Annotated in this window: 12 protein-coding genes and 1 pseudogene; 8 read left to right on the top strand and 5 right to left on the bottom strand. The window is 60.6% G+C overall.

Annotated elements, in window-relative coordinates; translation table 11 throughout:
* Positions 1-173: 173 nt before the first annotated feature.
* Positions 174-1,196 (bottom strand): zinc-dependent alcohol dehydrogenase family protein, encoded by a 1,023-nt coding sequence (locus ACI2KS_RS14455; protein WP_404621282.1) that lies wholly within the window; start codon positions 1,194-1,196, stop codon positions 174-176.
* A 470-nt stretch (positions 1,197-1,666) separates the two neighbouring features.
* On the opposite strand from ACI2KS_RS14455, the gene ACI2KS_RS14450 reads away from it, so the two are divergent.
* From ACI2KS_RS14450 to ACI2KS_RS14425, 6 genes are all read left to right on the top strand, one after another.
* On the top strand, positions 1,667-2,581 hold the full coding sequence (locus tag ACI2KS_RS14450) for a LysR family transcriptional regulator (protein WP_404621280.1): 915 nt from the start codon (positions 1,667-1,669) through the stop codon (positions 2,579-2,581).
* A 392-nt stretch (positions 2,582-2,973) separates the two neighbouring features.
* Complete coding sequence (mexE, locus tag ACI2KS_RS14445; RefSeq protein WP_404621279.1) at positions 2,974-4,215, top strand: multidrug efflux RND transporter periplasmic adaptor subunit MexE; 1,242 nt, start codon at positions 2,974-2,976, stop codon at positions 4,213-4,215.
* Positions 4,216-4,227: 12 nt separating this feature from the next.
* The gene (locus ACI2KS_RS14440) at positions 4,228-7,419 is read left to right on the top strand and encodes an efflux RND transporter permease subunit (RefSeq protein ID WP_404621277.1); all 3,192 of its coding nucleotides are present in this window, start codon (positions 4,228-4,230) and stop codon (positions 7,417-7,419) included.
* On the top strand, positions 7,419-8,816 hold the full coding sequence (locus ACI2KS_RS14435; protein WP_404621275.1) for an efflux transporter outer membrane subunit: 1,398 nt from the start codon (positions 7,419-7,421) through the stop codon (positions 8,814-8,816). The genes ACI2KS_RS14440 and ACI2KS_RS14435 overlap by 1 nt, the downstream gene beginning before the upstream one ends.
* Before the next feature lie 215 nt (positions 8,817-9,031).
* Entirely contained in the window at positions 9,032-10,129 is a 1,098-nt protein-coding gene (locus ACI2KS_RS14430; RefSeq protein ID WP_404621274.1) for a hypothetical protein, read from the top strand.
* Between the two features lie 364 nt (positions 10,130-10,493).
* Entirely contained in the window at positions 10,494-10,856 is a 363-nt protein-coding gene (locus ACI2KS_RS14425; RefSeq protein ID WP_404621272.1) for a histone-like nucleoid-structuring protein, MvaT/MvaU family, read from the top strand.
* A gap of 445 nt (positions 10,857-11,301) precedes the next feature.
* Here the strand turns inward: ACI2KS_RS14425 and ACI2KS_RS14420 are convergent, their stop codons facing one another.
* Positions 11,302-11,868: a DUF4946 domain-containing protein gene (locus tag ACI2KS_RS14420; protein ID WP_404621270.1), complete on the bottom strand. Its 567-nt coding sequence runs from the start codon at positions 11,866-11,868 to the stop codon at positions 11,302-11,304.
* A 149-nt stretch (positions 11,869-12,017) separates the two neighbouring features.
* Here ACI2KS_RS14420 and gloA point away from each other — a divergent pair, with 149 nt between their 5' ends.
* Entirely contained in the window at positions 12,018-12,545 is a 528-nt protein-coding gene (gene gloA, locus ACI2KS_RS14415; RefSeq protein ID WP_404621268.1) for a lactoylglutathione lyase, read from the top strand.
* Between the two features lie 568 nt (positions 12,546-13,113).
* Here the strand turns inward: gloA and ahpF are convergent.
* Both ahpF and ahpC read right to left on the bottom strand, forming a co-directional pair.
* Positions 13,114-14,676, bottom strand: coding sequence for an alkyl hydroperoxide reductase subunit F (ahpF, locus tag ACI2KS_RS14410; RefSeq protein ID WP_404621266.1), 1,563 nt, complete (start codon positions 14,674-14,676; stop codon positions 13,114-13,116).
* Positions 14,677-14,818: 142 nt separating this feature from the next.
* Positions 14,819-15,382, bottom strand: coding sequence for an alkyl hydroperoxide reductase subunit C (gene ahpC / locus ACI2KS_RS14405; protein WP_259103120.1), 564 nt, complete (start codon positions 15,380-15,382; stop codon positions 14,819-14,821).
* Between the two features lie 360 nt (positions 15,383-15,742).
* On the opposite strand from ahpC, the gene ACI2KS_RS14400 reads away from it, so the two are divergent.
* Positions 15,743-16,459, top strand: a complete 717-nt coding sequence (locus ACI2KS_RS14400; RefSeq protein ID WP_404621264.1) for a DNA-binding protein — start codon at positions 15,743-15,745, stop codon at positions 16,457-16,459.
* Here the strand turns inward: ACI2KS_RS14400 and ACI2KS_RS14395 are convergent.
* Positions 16,456-18,126: pseudogene (locus ACI2KS_RS14395) on the bottom strand (ATP-binding protein); the annotation flags it as partial. The gene ACI2KS_RS14400 and the pseudogene ACI2KS_RS14395 sit on opposite strands and share 4 nt — an antisense overlap.
* Positions 18,127-18,176 lie beyond the last annotated feature (50 nt).

Genomic DNA, 18,176 nt, shown 5'->3' with positions numbered 1-18,176 from the left:
GGCGTTTAAATTGTTATCCGCGCAAAGTTTAAACACAGCTCTAGACGGGGACTCAAACAAACGCGACGCAATGTTGAAGTTCATTGAGTGCATAAACAAAAAAGCCCTCCTGATCACTCAGGAAGGCTTGTTCGGCTACAGCATGGCCGTCAACAAAACGCGATCAATTGCGCTCAGGAAGGCTCGACTTCCACCACCACACGACCGCCTACCGGGCAACCGTCCATCAAACGATGGGCTTCGACGAGCTGATCAAAGGCAAAGACCTTGGTGATCTGCGGCACCAGCACCCGATCGGCAGTCATCTGATTGATGTCACGCAACGCACGCTGAACCGCTTCCTGGTCCTGGGCAATGCCCAACTCCGGCTTGCCAGTGAAGTTACCCACGCAGTGAACGAAAAACTGGATGTTCTTCTGGAACGCAGCACAGGCCGGGAACGGCGTCTGATTGCCACCTTGCAAGCCATAAAGAATCAGGCTGCCACGTGGCGCAAGCACGTCACCCAACATCGACATCTGCGGACCGCCCAGGCCATCGAGCACCACATCCACGCCGCGGTTGTCGGTGTACTTGTTGACCGCCATGAGCAGGTCCTGCTCTTCGGTGACCACCACCTTGTCGGCCCCCATCTTCAACAGGTACTCACGGCACGACTCGGTCTTGGTCGCAGCGATGACCTTGACCCCCAGCGCCTTGCCCAGTTGCAGAAAAGCGGGGCCGGCGCAGTGACTGGCGTCGGTGACCAGCGCCGTCTGCCCCGGTTTGACGCGGGCAAGCTCGACGAACGCAAAGTACGCGACCAGCATCGGCGTGTAATGAACCGCTGCCTCGTTGGGCGTCAGGATGTCCGGGTAACGGGTCAGCGAGGTGCGTGGCAGGACGATCATCTCGCCATACACCGGGTGTACGTTCGGGTCTGCCGACGGGAAGCTGGCAACCTTGTCGCCTACTTTGAGATCGGTCACGCCGTCGCCGACGGCGGTCACCACGCCGGCCATTTCAGAACCCAGGCCGGCGGGCAGCCGCGCTTGGGAAGATGCCAGGTTTTGGCGCCACAGCACGTCGTACCAGGTAACGCCGATCGCCTGGACGCGCACTTGCACCTCACCGGGTGCCGGCAACGCGACGGGTAACTCTTCTACCTTGAGCACCTCGGCCGGGCCAAACTGATGAAAACGGATCGTGCGGGACATTTCGAACCTCGCCTAATGAACCTTGATGCCATGAACTCTATCCGGGCGCTGCCGGTAACACTATCAGTGGCTATTAATAGTCGACATGCCTGTCATCGATTCTGTTGTTGAAAGGCGGTCATTAGATAACCATCGAATGCTCACGTATTCAAGGCGCCCATTGTTCTTTTCTCATGGGCACATTGCAACCGGGCGGGCAATTTCCGGATGAACGTACGTCTGCATGGCGCGAAAACTGCCCGCCAGCGTGAACCTGCGCTGATGCCTGAGGGCATATGGATTGGTCAGATTGGCCGCTGCAAGGTTCACCGAGAATTATCGACCAGCGTGATGAGCATCAGTTTTGTATGCATGCAAATGAATTTATCGGTGCGCAGGTTCAGCGTTTACCCGTAATATTCGCCCTTGAGCTGAACAACGGCATGCCCCACGGCCGCCTACGTATCGACCAATGTCTCCGGGACCCCGTCATGAATCGCAACGATCTGCGTCGCGTCGACCTCAATCTGCTCATCGTCTTCGAAACCCTCATGCATGAACGCAGCGTGACCCGCGCCGCAGAAAAGCTGTTCCTGGGCCAGCCGGCCATCAGTGCCGCTCTCTCCCGCCTGCGCGGCCTGTTCGATGACCCGCTGTTCGTGCGCACCGGGCGCAGCATGGAGCCCACTGCCCGGGCGGTGGAGATCTTCGGCTTGCTCTCCCCTGCGCTGGACTCCATTTCCACGGCAGTGAGCCGCGCCGCCGACTTCGACCCGGCTACCAGCACGGCGGTGTTCCGCATCGGCCTGTCCGATGATGCCGAGTTCGCCCTGCTGCCTTCCCTGCTCAAGCGCCTGCGCTCCGAAGCGCCCGGCATCGTGCTGGTGGTGCGCCGCACCAACTACATCCTGATGCCTGCCTTGCTGTCTTCCGGCGAGATTTCCATCGGCGTCAGCTACACCGACGACCTGCCAGCCAACGCCAAACGCAAGGTACTGCGCCGCAGCAAACCCAAGCTGCTGCGCGCCGACTCCATGCCAGGCCCCATCACCCTGGATGATTTCTGCGCGCGGCCTCACGCACTGGTGTCGTTCGCCGGCGATCTGGGCGGGTTCATCGATGAGTATCTGGAGAAGATCGGGCGCAAGCGTCACGTGGTCCTGGCGGTCCCGCAATTCAACGGCCTGGCAACCCTGATTTCCGGCACCGACATCGTCGCCACCGTGCCTGATTACGCGGCGGCGGTGCTGACCGCAGCGGGCGGCGTTCGCGCCGAAGACCTCCCGGTGGAATCACGCACCTTCGAGCTGCACATGGCCTGGCGCGGCTCTCAGGACAATGACCCCGGCGAGCGCTGGTTGCGTTCGCGAATCCAGATGTTTTTTGGGGATCCGGATAGTCTTTGAGAAGGCGGGAGATCCTCAGCCTGTTCCGGAACTGCCCCATTACGTCGATCTGCTGATAGCCGCCCGGCTGTTCGCAGAATGTCACGTCGTAGGCTTCACCCGCCGCTTGACGACATGACGCCGGCGAAGTTCTTGGGGGAACGTCCGGGTGTTTGAATACAAATTGAAGACGGCACGCTGCAAGGCAATAGCTTTCTCTCGAACATCGTCGGTGCACAACACGTCCACGTTCACAACATTGATTCCGGTCCATGCGCCGCAAGCCCCGTTCCAGAGCCCTCGCCACGGTAAATATCATTCCCGCTGATATTTACCTTCGGTTTATTCGATTCGTGCAATAAAACCCCCGGGAACAGAATCCGCCCATCTCAATAACATCGGCGGATTTTCCCATGGTTCAGTCACTTACTCCTTTGCGCTATCCCCTTGCCGCGCTGGCACTGGTGGTGATCAGCGCGTGCGGCCGGACCCCTGAAGCCACCGTGGCTCCCGCAGCGGCAAAAGTCAGCGTGGCCAAGGTGCTCGAACAGCCCGTCAACGAGTGGGATGAAGTCACCGCGCGGCTGGAAGCACCGGAAACCGTGCAGGTTCGTCCACGGGTCTCCGGGCAGATCGATTCGGTGGCGTTTACTGACGGTGAGCTGGTGAAGAAAGGCGATCTGTTGTTCCAGATCGACCCGCGGCCATTCGAAGCCGAAGTGCATCGCCTGGACGCGCAATTGCAGCAGTCCAAGGCCGCCTCGGTACGCAGTAACAACGAAGCCCAGCGTGGCGAGCGTCTGCGCACCAACAATGCCATCTCGGCCGAACTCGCCGACTCGCGGACCACCACCGCGCAGGAATCCAAGGCCGCTGTCGCCGGCATCCAGGCGCAACTGGATCTGGCCCGTCTGAACCTGAGCTTTACCCGGGTCACCGCACCGATCACCGGTCGCGTCAGCCGCGCGGAAATCACCTCGGGCAACATCGTCACCGCCGATCAAACCATCCTCACCAGCCTGGTCTCCACCGATAAGGTCTACGCCTACTTCGACGCCGACGAGCGCGTGTTCCTCAAGTACAACCAACTGGCGCGCGATGGCAAGCGTGGCGCGACCACCCCGGTGTACATGGGCCTGTCCAACGAAGCGGAAAACCCGCATCAGGGTCAGATGAACTTCGTCGACAACCAGGTCAACCCGCGTACCGGCACCATCCGCGGACGCGCCGTGTTCGACAACAGCAAGGGTGAATACACCCCGGGCCTGTATGCGCGCCTGAAGCTGGTCGGCAGCGGCACTTACTCGGCGATGCTGATCAAGGACGAGGCAGTGGGCACCGACCTTGGCAAGAAATTCGTGCTGGTGGTCGACAAGGACAACAAGGCCATTTACCGCAGCGTTGACCTGGGGCCCAAGCTCGAAGGCCTGCGCATTGTGCGCAGTGGCCTGGCCAAGGACGACCGTATCGTCGTCAGCGGCCTGCAACGGGTGCGTCCAGGATCGCCGATCGACCCGCAGGACACCCAGATGGCCAGCGCCGACACCCTCGCCGCGCTGCAACAACAACGCCAGGCACTCGAAGCCAGCAACCAACCCAAGGCGCAGTCCAAACTGGACGCCAAGGTTGCCGCTGCCGCTACGCCACGCGGTTAAGGGACAGACTCGATGAATTTTTCCAAGTTCTTTATTACGCGACCGATCTTCGCGGCGGTGCTTTCGCTGCTGATCCTGATCGCCGGTGCCATCTCGCTGTTCCAGCTGCCGATCAGTGAATACCCCGAAGTCGTGCCGCCGACCGTGGTCGTGCGCGCCAACTTCCCCGGCGCCAACCCCAAAGTGATAGGCGAAACCGTGGCCGCGCCACTGGAACAAGCCATCACCGGTGTCGAGAGCATGCTCTACATGTCCTCGCAGGCCACCGCCGACGGCAAGCTGACCCTGACCATCACCTTCGCCCTGGGTACCAACCTGGACACCGCGCAGGTACAGGTGCAGAACCGTGTCACCCGGACCGAGCCCAAACTGCCCGAAGAAGTGACGCGCATCGGCATCACCGTGGACAAGGCCTCCCCGGACCTGACCATGGTGGTCCACCTGACATCGCCCGACAAACGCTACGACATGCTCTACCTGTCCAACTATGCGGTGCTGAACATCAAGGACGAGCTGGCTCGTCTGAACGGTGTCGGTGACGTGCAGTTGTTCGGCATGGGCGACTACTCGCTGCGTGTCTGGCTGGACCCGAACAAGACCGCTTCGCGCAACATCACCGCGACCGATGTGGTCAACGCGATTCGCGAGCAGAACCGTCAGGTCGCGGCCGGTCAGTTGGGCGCACCGCCCTCCCCGAGCGCCACCAGCTTCCAGATGTCGATCAACACCCAGGGCCGTCTGGTGTCCGAGGAAGAGTTCGAGAACATCATCGTGCGCGCTGGCGAGAACGGCGAAATCACCCGCGTCAAAGACATCGCCCGCGTCGAGCTTGGCTCCAGCCAGTACGCATTGCGTTCGCTGCTGAACAATCAGCCGGCCGTGGCCATTCCGATCTTCCAGCGCCCGGGCTCCAACGCCATCGACATTTCCAACGAAGTGCGCGGTGAAATGGAACTGCTCAAGAAGAGCTTCCCCGAAGGCATGGACTACAGCATCGTCTATGACCCGACCATCTTCGTGCGTGGCTCCATCGAGGCAGTGGTTCATACCCTGTTCGAAGCGCTGATCCTGGTGGTCCTGGTGGTGATCCTGTTCCTGCAGACCTGGCGCGCCTCGATCATCCCCCTGGCCGCCGTGCCGGTGTCGCTGATCGGTACCTTCGCGGTCATGCACCTGTTCGGTTTCTCGCTCAACGCGCTGTCGCTGTTCGGCCTGGTACTGGCCATCGGTATCGTGGTGGACGATGCGATCGTGGTAGTGGAGAACGTCGAGCGCAACATCGAGCTGGGACACGAACCAATGGAGGCCACGCAGATCGCCATGCGCGAAGTGACCGGCCCGATCATCGCCACCGCACTGGTGCTGTGCGCGGTGTTCGTCCCGGCGGCGTTCATCTCCGGACTCACCGGGCAGTTCTACAAACAGTTCGCCCTGACCATTGCCATCTCGACGGTGATCTCTGCGTTCAACTCGCTGACCCTGTCGCCAGCGCTGGCCGCCGTGCTGCTGCGCTCCCACGACGCACCGAAAGACCGCTTCTCGCGCTTTCTCGACAAGTTGCTCGGCAGCTGGCTGTTCCGCCCGTTCAACCGCTTCTTCGTCAAGGCCAGTAACGGCTATGTCAGCACCGTTGGCCGGGTCATCCGCATCAGCGGCGTGGCACTGGTGGTGTATGCCGGGCTGATCGTCATGACCTGGCTGGGCTTCTCGAGCACCCCGACCGGCTTCGTGCCGCAACAGGACAAACAGTATCTGGTGGCCTTTGCGCAATTGCCCGATGCCTCAAGCCTGGACCGCACCGAGGACGTGATCAAGCGCATGTCCGACATTGCCCTCAAGCAACCGGGCGTTGAAAGCGCCGTGGCCTTCCCGGGCCTGTCGATCAACGGTTTCACCAACAGTCCCAACTCCGGCATCGTCTTCGTCACCCTCAAACCGTTCGACGAGCGCAAGGCCTCCAGCGAATCGGCCGGCGCCATTGCCGGCGCGCTGAACGGCAAGTTCGCCTCGATTCAGGAAGCCTACATGGCGATCTTCCCGCCGCCGCCGGTACAGGGGCTCGGGACCATCGGCGGGTTCCGCCTGCAGATCGAGGACCGTGGCAACCTGGGTTACGACGAGCTCTATAAAGAGACGATGAACATCATCGGCAAGAGCCGCAGCGTGCCGGAACTGGCCGCCCTGTTCACCAGCTACACGGTAAACGTGCCGCAAGTGGACGCTGCCATCGACCGCGAAAAGGCCAAGACCCACGGCGTGGCCATCAGCGACATCTTCGACACCCTGCAGGTGTACCTGGGTTCGCTGTATGCCAACGACTTCAACCGCTTCGGTCGCACCTATCAGGTCAACGTTCAGGCTGAACAGCAGTTCCGTCAGGACGCCGAGCAGATCGGTCAGCTCAAAGTGCGCAACAATCTGGGCGAGATGATTCCCCTGGCGACGCTGCTGCACGTCACCAACACCTCAGGCCCTGACCGCGTGATGCACTACAACGGCTTCATCACCGCCGAGATCAACGGTGCAGCCGGCCCGGGTTACAGCTCCGGCCAGGCAGAGGCGGCGATGAACAAGCTGCTCAAAGAGGAACTGCCCAACGGCATGACCTATGAGTGGACCGACCTGACCTACCAACAGATCCTCTCGGGCAACACCGCGCTGCTGGTTTTCCCGCTCTGCGTACTGCTGGCCTTCCTGGTACTGGCCGCGCTGTATGAGAGCTGGAGCCTGCCGCTGGCGGTGATCCTGATCGTACCCATGACCCTGTTGTCGGCCATCGCCGGGGTGATCATCGCCGGTAGCGACAACAACATCTTTACCCAGATCGGTCTGATCGTACTGGTGGGCCTGGCGTGTAAAAACGCGATCCTTATCGTCGAGTTCGCCAAGGACGAACAGGAGAAAGGCAAGACCCCGCTGGAGGCTGTCCTTGAGGCCTGCCGCCTGCGTCTGCGTCCGATTCTGATGACCTCGTTCGCCTTCATCATGGGTGTGGTGCCACTGGTTCTGTCCAGCGGTGCCGGTGCCGAGATGCGTCATGCCATGGGCGTGGCGGTGTTCTCCGGGATGCTCGGCGTGACCTTCTTCGGTCTGCTGCTGACGCCGGTGTTCTATGTGTTGATTCGTAATTACGTGGGACGCAAAGAGGCGCGCAAAGCGGCCAAGGCTCAACGCGTTCAGACCATTGCTCCGGAGGCTCATTGATGAAGGCTGCAAAACTCTTCCTGCCGAGCCTGTTGGTCCTGGCGCTGGCAGCCTGTGCCGTCGGCCCTGACTACAAGAAGCCGGACACCGCGGCGGCCAATATCCAGGCCGCTGCACAGAGCACTTATGACCGCAGCCGCACAGAAACCATCTGGTGGCAGCAGTTCGACGATCCGACCTTGAACCAGCTGGTCGCCGAGTCGCTGCAAGGCAACCGTGAATTGCGCGTGGCTTTCGCCCGTCTCAAGGCCGCTCGCGCCATCCGTGATGACATCAGCAACGATGCCATGCCCGTGGTCACCAGCCGCGTCAGCAGTGACCTGGGCCGCGCCCAGGTGCCTGGCCAGACCGAGAAACGCGTCAACCAGGAACGCTACGACCTGGGGCTGGACATGGCCTGGGAAATCGACCTGTTCGGGCGCATCCAACGCGAACTGGAAGCCAGCGACGCCGATCAGCAAGTGGCCGAGGCCAATCTGTATCAGCTGCAGGTGACCATGATCGCCGAGCTAGTGGACGCCTACGGTCAACTCCGCGGCGCGCAACTGCGGGAAAACATCGCCCGGGACAACCTGAAAAACCAGCAGGAATCCCAGGGCGTGACGATTCAACTGCGTGACGAAGGCGTGGGCAACGAAATCGATGTGGTGCGCGCCGATGCGCGTCTGGCGGCCGTGGAAGCGACCATTCCGCAATTGCAGGCCGAACAGATACGTGAGCGCAACCGCATCGCCACCCTGCTGGGTGAACGCCCGGATGCCATGACCGTGAGCCTGGCGCCCGCCAAGTTGCCGGCCATCTCCAAGGCGCTGCCGATCGGCGATCCGACCAGGCTGCTGGAAAACCGTCCTGACGTGCGCAGCGCTGAACGGCAACTGGCCTCGCGCACTGCGCGGATTGGCGTGCAGACGGCCGACCTGTTTCCTCGGGTCAGCCTCAGCGGTTTTCTGGGCTTCACCGCCAGCCGCGGCTCGCAGATCGGCTCGGGTGCTGCACAAGCCTGGGGTCTGGGCCCGAGCATCACCTGGGCCGCATTTGACCTGGGCAGCGTGAGAGCGCGGATCCGTGGTGCCAATGCCGATGCCGAAGGTGCCCTGGCCAACTACGAGCAGCAGGTATTGCTGGCGCTGGAAGAAGCCGAGAACGCCTTCAGCGATTACGACAAGCGTCAGCAGCGCCTGGTTTCGCTGGTGCGTCAGAGTGAAGCCAGCCGCTCGGCCGCCAACCTTGCCAGTATCCAGTACAAGGAAGGCACCGCTGACTTCCTGGTACTGCTGGATGCCGAACGCGAGCGTCTGGCTGCCGAAGACAGCCAGGCCTTGGCCGAGATTGACCTGTATCGCGGCATCGTCGCGATTTACAAAGCGCTGGGTGGTGGCTGGCAGCCGAACGCCTGACACCGATCGGCCGTGCTGTCTGCGGGGCGACTCACCGGTCGCCTCTCAAGCCTCGAACTCACAAGGTTCGGGGCTTTTCTGTTTTGCTCGGCAGGAAATCGTGTTTCTGTCGTGGTGCCGGGTGGCTGCCCAAATCCCTACCCTGCCACGATTGGCGTTTGACACTCGGCGAGCACTCCCCGAAGCTGCTGTTCACGCAGGAAATGGAAATCAGCATGTCAAAAGCGTCTCCCCGGCACTCCCCCGCGCAAATGAAGGCTCGCCGCCGCTGGCAGCTGGCGATCGCGCTGGTGGTAGTGCTGCTGCTTATTGCCGGCGGCCTGTTGGTGCACAGCTGGCGCGCACCGCCAGCAGCTCCCGTGGTCAACCACAGCTATTCCGAGGCACTGGAACTGGCCCATGACGGCAAGCCCGGCGCTGCGCGGGTGCTGTACCAGCAACTGACCCGCACCGACCTGTCTGACATTCGCCGTGCAGGCCTGCTTACCGAGCTGAGCAACTACCCCAGCCCTCAGGCGCTGAAAATCCTCGATGGCGACCTCAAGCGTGCTGCTCCCCTGGTTCAGCAGACGGCCATCGACACCCTGGCCACCATGGTGCCAGACGCCCAACTGGGCGTGCTGATCGGCCCCCTGCTTGACGATCCCGACCAAGACGTACGCTTCAGTGCCGTACGCGCGTTGCTGAACCTGACACCCGACGACCTGGGGCTGTATTACAACGCTGTCCAGCAAACGGCCCAGCAATATGAAAGCACTCTGGTTTCCCAACCCCCCAGCGGACAGAGCCAGATCGAACTGGCAAGGTTGCTGGTCAACCGCGGGCAGGCTCAAAAAGCCTTCGACGCGTTGGACCTGGCATTGAAACTGGAACCCGATAACATTCAGGCCGGCCTGGCTCAGGTTCAGTTGCTCGATCAGCAAGGCCAGATGGACCGCTCCAGGCAACAGCTGGCGCAGTTGCTGGAAAGAAATCCTCAGGCATCGCTGCTGCAACACGCCTTGGGCATGTGGCTGCTGCGCCATCAACAGAATGAATACGCGTTGCTGGCGCTGACCAAAGCGGTGGAGCTTGAGCCAGAGAATACGGCTTATCGCTATGACCTGGCGGTTGCGCTGCACGGCTTGCAGCTGTTGGAGCCGGCACAACGACAGCTCGAAGATATTCTGCAAAGGCAACCGGCGAACCGCCGGGCCAGGACCCTGCTCGTTGATTACTGGAAGCAAAGCGGTCAACTGCAGAACGTACAGGTGCTGCTGGCAGAGCTGGAGCAACTGAATCCCGATGACCCTGCCTTGCAACAGGGCCTGTGACGCCGAAGGCAGTCAATCCTGGCGATGATCGACAGTTTCCGATATACGCCTAGTTTCAGAAATTACTTACAACCCTTTTCTCCTGCGAAGGCAATTTTTGTCAGACGCACATAGTTTCCGCCTCATGTTTCATATAACAATTGTCCGAACCCTATTTTCCAAGTCGAAAAAAACGTGCATTATTTGTCCGTAGCGAATCACAACTACCCCACCACCGATTGAAGCTGACCCTACAACGTTAGTGTCTTGACTGACCACAACGTCAAGCGATCGAGGTAGTGACACAATGAGCACAGGACCGTTACTTGCATCCATGTTGCTTGCGTTGGGCTGACAACAGCCATTGACCGCCGGAGTACTATATTTGTCCAGACTTGCCGAGTTTCGCGCAGCAGAGAGAGCCCTTCAGGAGCAGCTGGCCCAGCTGGAGAATCTGAAGAACGATGTCGGACTGAAAAAGGAGATCGAATTCGAGCAGAAGCTTCAGGCGCTGATGAGCACCTACGACAAGAGTCTGCGCGATATCATTGCCATTCTCGACCCCAATCCTTCGAGCGCAGTCGCCGCAGCCGCCGGCCCGAAACGTCGCCGGGCCCGGGTGGTCAAGGTCTATCACAACCCACACACGGGCGAATTGATCGAAACCAAAGGCGGCAACCATCGCGGCCTGAAGGCATGGAAAGAACAGTTCGGCGCTGAAACCGTTGATTCCTGGCTGCGCCGCTGATCAACACCGCCGCAATAGCGAAGTCTTCTAAAAACGCCCCGTTCTTCGGGGCTTTTTTATAAGCCTTAATATCTTCTCATTTAGCGTGGACCGCCGGCCGTACAAGTCAAAGCAGACAGCGGCAATGCAGAGCGCCATGGTTCAACTTCGTATAAGGCCTGCATCACCGATGTTACTCACAGTGCACTTGGATATGCCATACACACCGCACCCTATACAAAGGAGTAATGAATAGGTGTTATTGGCACGCCTGATATCATCCGCAGCGAAATTCTCTGTGGGGTACTCTATGCCGCCCACCGCAGGGGCCATACGGCCCTTGGCGTTGTACACCGGCAAAGTGCTTCACATTTTTTTCACATGCACTTCTACAGGATGAAGGCTGCTAAAGGATTAGCGCCCCATGCCCGCTTCGGCGGGCTTCTTTATGTCCGCTGTCTGGCCGTTACCGCGCGGTGTCCAGGCGCAGGCTGTCCCTGATGCGCAGCACCTCGTCCTTGTTGGCGGCATAGCCATCTGCCGATCCTGCATAGGACAGGGACCAGGCCATCTCCCGGTTGGCCGCCGCCACCAACGTCTGCGTCATCACATGAGCGCCGTTCTGGGTAATGGTGCAGGTTGTCTCCATGGCCGGGACTTCACTCAAGCTGCTTTCCTTCATTTTCGTGCAGACACTCTGCAATCCACCCTGGGCAAAATTCACCTGCACGGACTTGCGCATCTGCAGCAGGACACTCTGCACGTTGACCTGGTGGCCCGGCTGCAGACGGGTCTGGGTCAATTCCACGACCATGGCCGGATCGCCGTTTTCATCATTCTTCACCGCCCGCTGGCGGATCTGCACCGATGGCTGGTCGGCGCTGGATGGCGGCTGCGGGAGGGCCTCGACCACCCAGTCACTGGGCCAGACGATCATTGCGTCCGCGGCCATCGCGTCCGCTGCCTGAGCGCTGCTGATAGCCGATACCAGGGACAAACCTGCCAGGAGCACTGTGCGTAGGGTGAAGAACATGGCCGATACCTGAATGTCGAGCCGGAAAGTGTGAGCCACAGGCGCTGCGCTCACAAGGGCCCACGCGTTGTCGGGCAGATTCGGGGTTGGCATGGGCGCCACGTCCCGTATCATGACGCAACATTTTCAGGATCAACCGGAGTCATTCCATGAGCATGCACCTGCTGAATACCTTTCCCGGCGTCACGGCCCAACCGGACGCCGCCACCGCTCAGTTCGTGTTCAATCACACCATGCTGCGGGTCAAGGACATCACCGCTTCGCTGGACTTCTACACCCGCGTTCTGGGCTTCAGCCTGGTCGAGAAACGCGACTTCCCGGAAGCGGAATTCAGCCTGTACTTCCTGGCGCTGGTAGACAAAGCGCAGATCCCGGCGGACGACGCTGCTCGCAACGTCTGGATGAAGGGCATCCCCGGCATCCTGGAGCTGACCCACAACCACGGCACCGAGAAGGATCCGGCATTTTCCTACCACAACGGCAATACCGACCCGCGTGGTTTCGGTCACATCTGCGTGTCGGTGCCGGATGTGCATGCCGCCTGTGAACGCTTCGAGACGCTGGGCGTGGACTTCCAGAAGCGCCTGACCGACGGGCGCATGAAAAGCCTGGCGTTCATCAGGGACCCGGACGGCTACTGGGTGGAGATCATTCAGCCAACGCCGGTTAACGAGTAAATCAACGCCACTCGCGCAGGCATTTGTTGGAGCCGGCTGCTGGTGAATGCGGGGGGCAGCCGGGTTGTTGCCGACTGACACTGCCGATCCGCCAGCAAGCCCTGTGCACGGTGGGCAGCTGACTCACCGAGTCGTCTGATTCTACTGCCGGTGCCCGGCAGATCGCGGGACAAGCCACGCTCCCACGGCCTGCGGCCAGAATCAACAGAACACGGCGCCGCAGAGGTCGACAGCACACGGTGCAACAGAGGCCGACAGCACACGGCGCCACAGGGGTCGATCGCCTCTGCCCGCAGGGCGTGGGACTTCGCCGGGGTGGCGCTCCAGCTTGCCGACGATCTGGCGCGAAGCGCCAGCAAGCCCTGTGCACGGTGGGTACCTGACTCACCGAGTCGTCTGATTCTACTGCCGGTGCCCGGCAGATCGCGGGACACGCAGTCCCAAGCTGCTAGAGAAGCTTGTTTGAAACCATAGCGTCTCCCACACGGGTCGTCGCAGGGCTGACATACAAAAAAACCTCATGATCGCTCATGAGGTTTTTTGTTTGCGACGCCCGATCAGCCTGGCATCACGCCGGGGCGCTGGAGCGGATCAGATAATCGAAGGCACTCAGCGAGGCTTTGGCACCCTCGCCTACCGCGATCACGATCTGTTTGTAGGGCACCGTGGTCACATCGCCAGCGGCGAAAATGCCAGGGATCGACGTTTCCCCGCGCTGGTCGACAACGATCTCGCCACGCGGCGAAAGCTCGAGGGTGCCTTTGAGCCACTCGGTGTTGGGCAGCAGACCGATCTGTACGAAGATACCTTCCAGCTCGACGGTGATTTCCTCATCCGTCGTACGGCTCTTGTAACGCAGGCCGTTGACCTTTTGACCGTCGCCAGTCACTTCGGTAGTCAGCGCGCTGGTCAGCACCGTGACGTTTGGCAGGCTGTGCAGCTTGCGTTGCAGCACCGCATCGGCACGCAAGGAGCTATCGAATTCCAGCAGGGTCACGTGGGACACGATGCCAGCCAGATCGATCGCGGCCTCGACGCCGGAGTTACCGCCGCCGATCACCGCCACGCGCTTGCCCTTGAACAACGGACCATCACAGTGCGGGCAGTAGGCAACGCCCTTGTTGCGGTATTGCTGCTCGCCCGGGACGTTCATTTCGCGCCAGCGGGCGCCGGTGGCCAGAATCACGGTCTTGCCTTTGAGCACGCCGCCACTGGCGAACTTGACCTGGTGCGGCTGTCCATCCTTGCCTGGAATCAGCTGAGCGCCACGTTGCAGGTTCATGATGTCGACTTCGTATTCCTTGACGTGTTCTTCAAGGGCTACGGCCAGCTTCGGGCCTTCCGTGTGTTGCACAGAAATGAAGTTTTCGATCGCCATGGTATCGAGCACCTGACCGCCGAAGCGTTCAGCCGCGACGCCGGTGCGGATCCCTTTGCGCGCTGCGTAGATCGCTGCGGCCGAACCTGCCGGGCCACCACCGACGACCAGCACGTCGAAAGCCTCTTTGGCGTTGAGTTTTTCAGCCTGGCGATCACCGGCACTGGTGTCGATCTTGGCCAGTATTTCTTCCAGGTTCATGCGGCCTTGACCGAACAACTCGCCGTTGAGGTAGATGCTCGGTACCGACATGATCTGGCGGTCAGTGACTTCTTGCTGGAACAGGCTGCCTTCGATAGCGACATGCTGCACGTTCGGGTTGAGCACAGCCAGAAGGTTAAGCGCCTGGACCACGTCCGGGCAGTTCTGGCAGGTCAGCGAAAAGTAGGTTTCAAACTTGAACTCACCGGTCAGGGAACGTGCCTGCTCGATGGTGTCCTCGCTGGCTTTGGAGGGGTAGCCGCCGACTTGCAGCAACGCCAGTACCAGAGAGGTGAATTCGTGGCCCATTGGCAGGCCGGCGAAGCGCAGCTTGATGTCCTGGCCCGGGCTGTTCAGGGCGAAGGACGGCGTGCGTGCATCAGCGCCATTGGTGTCCAGGGTGATCTGGCTGGAGCTGCTGACGATGTCGTTGAGCAGTGCCAGCATTTCCTGCGATTTCGCGCCTTCATCAAGGGACGCGACGATCTCGATTGGGCGAGTGATCCGCTCCAGGTACGATTTCAGCTGAGCTTTTAGATTGGCGTCCAACATGATGGGGCTTCCTTTTCTTCACTTTCGGGGTCTAGAAACAACAACGCCCAGGCGATAACCGCCCGGGCGTTTTTGGGGGCGATGTGTTGACTTAGCTCAAGAGCTCATCGCTCCCGGTCCTGCCATGAGGGTCATGGTGGACTTAGATCTTGCCGACCAGGTCCAGGGACGGAGCCAGAGTGGCCTCGCCTTCCTGCCATTTGGCCGGGCAGACTTCACCTGGGTGTGCAGCAACATACTGAGCGGCCTTGATCTTGCGCAGCAGCTCGGATGCGTCGCGGCCAACACCGCCGTCGTTCAGTTCAACGATCTTGATCTGGCCTTCTGGGTTGATCACGAAAGTACCGCGGTCAGCCAGACCTGCTTCTTCGATCAGCACGTCGAAGTTGCGGGAGATGGTCAGGGTTGGGTCGCCGATCATGGTGTACTGGATTTTGCCGATGGCAGGCGAGGTGTTGTGCCATGCAGCGTGGGCAAAGTGGGTATCGGTCGATACGGAGTAGATTTCCACGCCCAGTTTCTGGAACGCGTCGTAGTTGTCAGCCAGGTCTTCCAGTTCGGTTGGGCAGACGAAGGTGAAGTCGGCTGGGTAGAAGAACACCACAGACCATTTGCCTTTGAGGTCAGCATCCGAAACGTCAACGAAAGCGCCGTTCTTGAATGCGGTTGCCTTGAACGGTTTTACTTGGCTGTTAATGATAGGCATCGGGTGGATCTCCTTAGGGTTGTAGAAAATAATCGCGAAAAGCGTTTGCAAAGAACGCGTTGTGAAGTCGATGGAGAGGATCTTACGCACAATCACCGGCCAGGGCTCATTGGCAAACCTGATGCTGGTGATTGGTTTTCGCTATAAAGGAACTCTATTAATAGAAGAATTCAGTGACACCCAGGCGAGGTGCAGCGCAAGGCATCAAGATCCCTCCCGCCAGACTCGCCCGACAGCCTACCCACTTCGTTCGCCGATGTTCAACCCGAAGCAGACATCCGATAAAAAAAGCAGCAAAATGCGCGTTTTCGATGTTACGTAATCCGTGATACATAGCCCGTACATTATTCAGGAGTCGGCATGGCCCGCAGCGGCATAAACAAGTCTGACGTGCAGGCTGCACGCCTGGCGCTGATCGCGCGCGGTGAAAACCCCAGTATCGATGCAGTACGTATCGAGATGGGCAACACCGGTTCCAAGAGCACCATTCATCGCCTGATGCGCGAACTGGATGCCACCGAGGCAGGTTTCACTGCGCCGCAGATCGATGCCGAGCTTAACGAGCTGGTGGCCCGGTTGGCAGGGCGACTGAGGGAACAGGGCCAGGAGCGCATCGACGAGGCCCATGCAAGGCTGGATGCCGAAAAGCAAGAACTCCAGGACACCCTCGCGAGCGTGGAGCGTCGACTGACTGACCTCATCGAACGCCACGCGGCCCAGACCACCCGGCTGGGCATCCAGACCGCAACCCTGCTAAGCACTCAGCACGCCCTGCAGGCAGAGCAGAAAGACAACGCGCGCCTGACCCAGGCCGCTGAAGACACTGCCGCCCGCCTGCAGGACAAGGACGAGCAGATCCAGGCGCTCAAGCAACAGCATCTGCAAGCCCATACGCACAGCGCCCTGCTGCAGGAGCGCTTACAGAACGCCCAGAACGAAAACCTCAAGCTGCAAGAGCGCCTGACCGAGCGCGACCAGCAGAACCGCGTTCTGGAGTTGATTCTGATCAAGACCGAGGTGGCGCTGGAGAACTTGCGGACCGAGCAAAACAGCGCCGTCACGCCGGCGGGCGATTAATCCTTGCCCATCGGCGCTTCTATCAGCGCGCGGACCCGCTGCGCCAGATCGTCGATGGTAAACGGCTTGGTCAGCATATCCATGCCCTGCTCCAGGAAGTCACCGCGCACCTGAGCATTGCGCGCGTAGCCGGTCATGAACAACACGGGCAATTGCGCTCGGTGCTGCCGGGCAATTTCCGCCAGTTGACGGCCATTCATGCCGGGTAGCCCGACATCTGTCACCAGCAGGTCGATATGCGCCGTGCCCTGCACGAATGACAACGCCGCCGGGCCGTCGCAGGCCACTTCCACGGTGTAACCCAGTTCGCGCAAAACATCGACCACCAGCATCCGCACGTCCGGTTCGTCTTCCACCACCAGGACGTGCTCGCCCTGACTGGCCCTGGGTGGCACCACCCCTTCGTTTGCCGGCAAATGCCGGTCGGCGGGCTCGAAATGACAGGGCAGATACAGGTCGATCCGCGTCCCCTGGCCCTCGGCACTTTCGATCTGCACCTGCCCGCCAGTCTGATTGATGAAGCCATAGACCATCGACAAGCCAAGGCCGGTGCCCTGCCCGATCGGCTTGGTGGTGAAGAATGGATCAAAGGCCCGCGCGATCACTTCAGCGGACATACCCACGCCGGTGTCCTGCACACTCAGGCGCACGTAATCACCGGGCGTCAACGCTTCCTGTAACGCCGCCACATGAACCACCTCGGTCTGAATCAGTAAGCGTCCGCCATCGGGCATTGCATCCCGGGCATTGATCACCAGGTTCAGCAAGGCGTTTTCAAGTTGATGCTCGTCCGTGTTGCTCAGCCGCAGGGCGCTGTTGAGGTCGATCTCCAGCTCGATACTCTCGCCGATCGTGCGCCGCACCAGTTCCTCCATGGACATCACCATGCGATTGACATCCACCGGGCAGGGATTGAGCGACTGACGCCTGGCGAACGCCAGCAGGCGATGGGTCAATGAGGCCGCCCGATTGGCCGAGCTCATGGCCGCGTCGATGTAGCGATCGATCTCCGATACCCGACCGGCCGCGATACGGCGCTGGATCAGGTCCAGTGCCCCCAGAACGCCGGTGAGCATGTTGTTGAAGTCGTGCGCGATGCCGCCGGTCAACTGACCGATTGCATCCATCTTCTGAGCGTGCCGCAACACCTCTTCGGCCTGGGCGCGCTCGCTGATTTCCACTTGCAGGCGTTCGTTGATCTGCGCCAGCTCCCGGGTGCGCTCGGCCACGCGACGCTCCAGGCTCTCGTTGAGCTCGCGCAACGCGTCCTCGGCCTCGACCTGTGCAGTGATGTCGGTGCTGGTGCCCAGCCAGTAGGTGATGTTGCCCTGATCGTCGCGGATCGGCAGCGCTCGACAGAGGAACCAGCGGTACAGCCCATCCTTGCCACGTAACGGAAAGGTGTCCTCCCAGATCGAGCCTGTGGCGAAACAGCGCCGCATGCGCGAATCGACGCGCTCCAGATGATCGGGATGATGCAGCGAGCGCCAGCCCAGGGCCATCATCGCCTCATGGGAGGTGCCGGTGTAGCTGTACCAGCGCGCGTTATACCAATAGATTCGCCCGGCCGGGTCGGCGATCCAGGCCAGCTGACTCATGTTGTCGGCCAGCGTGCGGAACTGCCGCTCACTTTCATGCAGAGCGGCGGCCTTGCCGACACCCTGGTCATCAGGCCGATCTTCAGGTGCGGTGGGATTCAGAGGCATGGATGCCGAAA

Source organism: Pseudomonas sp. NPDC087358 (assembly GCF_044900785.1).
Taxonomy (GTDB): Bacteria; Pseudomonadota; Gammaproteobacteria; order Pseudomonadales; family Pseudomonadaceae; genus Aquipseudomonas.
Note: the sequence above shows the minus strand (reverse complement) of the source record. Positions and strands in the feature narration are given on the sequence as shown.